Genomic DNA, 2,589 nt, shown 5'->3' with positions numbered 1-2,589 from the left:
TCGCGACCGGTCGGGCCTCTCGCGCGTCCGCCGGACGGGCCCCGGACGCAGGACACCCCCCGACCGGGACCCGGTCGGGGGGTGTCGAAAGCGGTAGCGGTGGGATTTGAACCCACGGATGGGGGTTACCCATCACTCGCTTTCGAGGCGAGCTCCTTCGGCCGCTCGGACACGCTACCGAGAGAGAGCTTAGCCCAAAGGGGCCGCTTCCCAGAAATCGGTTCCGGCGCGCCGCGCCGGGCGCCTCGCCCGGCGTCACCGCGGACGGGTCAGCGCTCCCGGAAGAAGGCCGTGAGCTGCCGGGCGCACTCCTCGCCGAGCACCCCGGAGACCACCTCGGGGCGGTGGTTGAGCCGCCGGTCGCGCACCACGTCCCAGAGCGAGCCCACGGCCCCGGCCTTCTCGTCGCGCGCCCCGTAGACCACCCGCGCGACGCGCGACTGCACCGACGCGCCCGCGCACATCACGCACGGCTCCAGGGTCACCACGAGCGTGCACCCGGTCAGCCGCCACGCGCCGAGCACCGCGGCCGCCCGGCGCAGGGCGAGCACCTCGGCGTGCGCGGTCGGGTCGCCGCCGGCCTCCCGCTCGTTGTGCGCGGCGGCGAGCAGCGCCCCGTCGGGACCGAGGACCAGCGCCCCGACGGGCACGTCCTCGGCCTCCGCGGCCCGCCGGGCCTCGGCCAGGGCGGACCGCATGGCCCCTTCCCACGGGTCCCGTACGGGATCGGGGGCGGCATCCCGGCGCGGGTCCGGTGCGGGGCTCGGATCTGTCGTCACCCGGCGGAACCTATCCGAACGGCCCCGCCGCGTGCGTCACCGCACGGCCGCCCTCACCGTGGGGACGGCGTCACCGCACGGCCTCCATGACCTCCGCCGCGCCGAGCACCTCGGCGATCTCGCCGAGCGCGTCCCCCACGCCGAGCGACAGCAGCTCCTTCTCGGAGATGCCCAGGTCGTCCAGGAGGGCGGCCTCGCCCACCGGGCCGGCCGGCACAGCGTCGTCGGCCGGGCCGCCCGCGTCGGCCCCGGTCTCGTCGGGGCCGTCACCGTCCTCGGTCCCGTCGAGGTCGGGGACGGTGAGGTCGTCGGCGCGCGCGGGGTCGCGGCCGAGGAGCTCGTCGGTGAGGAGGATCTCCCCGTAGCTGCTGCGGGACGCGGCGGCCGCGTCCGAGACGTAGACGCGCGGGTCCTCCTCGCCGTCCACCCGGATCACGCCGAACCAGGCATCCTCCTGCTCGATCAGTACAAGAACCGTTTCGTCGTCGAGACCCCCGGCCTCGGCGGCGCTCTCGCGGGCCAGGTCGCTCAGGTCGGACAGGGTTTCCACGTTGTCGAGTTCTGTGTCGCTCGCTTGCCAACCGTCTTCGGTGCGCGCGAGCAGTGCGGCGAAGTACACCGTGACTCTCCCACTGGTCATAGGCAGCCGGTCACTCGGAATCGTGGCAGAAACATCGCGTTCGCGAGAGGTCTTCCGCTCTTGCGTCGTGCACGGGTTCCGCGAACAGCTCTTCCAGCGGCCCGTCGTCACCAGCGGAAGGTGCGCATGCGCATCTGCTGCCGCATCCGTGCGGCCCGGGCGCGGCGCGGCTGGACGCGGTCGCGCAGTTCGAGCGCCTCGGCCCGCTCGCGCAGGAACTGGGCGCGCCGGCGGCGCCGCTCGGCGTCGGCGTCGGAGGCGTCGGTCCGCTCGCGCGGCGTGGCGCGGGGCCGCGGCTGGCTCTCCTCGGCGCGGTCGGACATCGTTCTCCACCCCCGGGCAGGGTCCGGGCCGGTCGACCCGGGATCAGTAGGACATCCCCTTCCCGTCCCGGGCGGGTTTGATGCCGCCTCGGCCGCTGCCGCGCGACCGGGCCCGCGGCGCGGTTAACCTTGACGACATGCGCATACACGTCGTCGACCACCCGCTGGTGGCTCACAAGCTCACCACCCTGCGCGACCGGCGCACCGACTCCGCGACCTTCCGCCGGCTCGCCGACGAGCTGGTCACCCTCCTCGCCTACGAGGCGACCCGCGACGTGCGCACCGAGCAGGTCGACATCGAGACCCCGGTCGTCGCGACGACCGGCGTGAAGCTCTCCCACCCGCGCCCCCTGGTGGTGCCGATCCTCCGGGCGGGCCTCGGCATGCTCGACGGCATGGTCCGGCTGCTGCCGACCGCTGAGGTCGGCTTCCTCGGCATGATCCGCAACGAGGAGACCCTCCAGGCGGAGACGTACGCGACCCGGATGCCCGAGGACCTGTCGGGCCGCCAGGTGTACGTCCTGGACCCGATGCTCGCCACCGGCGGCACCCTGGTCGCCGCGATCCGCGAGCTGATCAAGCGCGGCGCTGACGACGTGACCGCCGTGGTGCTCCTCGCCGCCCCCGAGGGCGTCGAGGTCATGGAGCGCGAGCTCGCGGGCGCGCCGGTCACCGTCGTGACGGCCGCGGTGGACGAGCGGCTGAACGAGAACGGCTACATCGTGCCGGGCCTCGGTGACGCGGGCGACCGCATGTACGGCACGGCGGAGTAGCGCCGACGCTGTGCCGGCCACGGTCCGGCGGACGCACGAGGGGCGGGGTGGGACCAACCCGCGTGGGTGCACCC

General features: G+C 74.3%; 4 protein-coding genes and 1 tRNA gene. 1 reads left to right on the top strand and 4 read right to left on the bottom strand.

Annotated elements, in window-relative coordinates; all coding sequences use genetic code 11:
• Positions 1 to 91: 91 nt before the first annotated feature.
• The 4 genes from ACFWEG_RS28815 to ACFWEG_RS28800 all read right to left on the bottom strand — a co-directional run bounded on the left by ACFWEG_RS28815 (position 92) and on the right by ACFWEG_RS28800 (position 1,742).
• Positions 92 to 179 (bottom strand) — tRNA-Ser (locus ACFWEG_RS28815).
• 90 nt (positions 180 to 269) lie between these two features.
• Complete coding sequence (tadA, locus tag ACFWEG_RS28810; protein WP_387221004.1) at positions 270 to 698, bottom strand: tRNA adenosine(34) deaminase TadA; 429 nt, start codon at positions 696 to 698, stop codon at positions 270 to 272.
• A 151-nt stretch (positions 699 to 849) separates the two neighbouring features.
• Positions 850 to 1,398 (bottom strand): hypothetical protein, encoded by a 549-nt coding sequence (locus ACFWEG_RS28805; RefSeq protein WP_387221005.1) that lies wholly within the window; start codon positions 1,396 to 1,398, stop codon positions 850 to 852.
• Positions 1,399 to 1,526: 128 nt separating this feature from the next.
• On the bottom strand, positions 1,527 to 1,742 hold the full coding sequence (locus ACFWEG_RS28800) for a hypothetical protein (RefSeq protein ID WP_387221001.1): 216 nt from the start codon (positions 1,740 to 1,742) through the stop codon (positions 1,527 to 1,529).
• A gap of 137 nt (positions 1,743 to 1,879) precedes the next feature.
• On the opposite strand from ACFWEG_RS28800, the gene upp reads away from it, so the two are divergent.
• On the top strand, positions 1,880 to 2,515 hold the full coding sequence (gene upp, locus ACFWEG_RS28795) for a uracil phosphoribosyltransferase (RefSeq protein ID WP_387220999.1): 636 nt from the start codon (positions 1,880 to 1,882) through the stop codon (positions 2,513 to 2,515).
• The last annotated feature ends 74 nt before the right edge of the window (positions 2,516 to 2,589 follow it).

The sequence above is a fragment of the Streptomyces sp. NPDC060194 genome (genome assembly GCF_042728285.1).
Lineage (GTDB): Bacteria > Actinomycetota > Actinomycetes > Streptomycetales > Streptomycetaceae > Streptomyces.
Note: the sequence above shows the minus strand (reverse complement) of the source record. Positions and strands in the feature narration are given on the sequence as shown.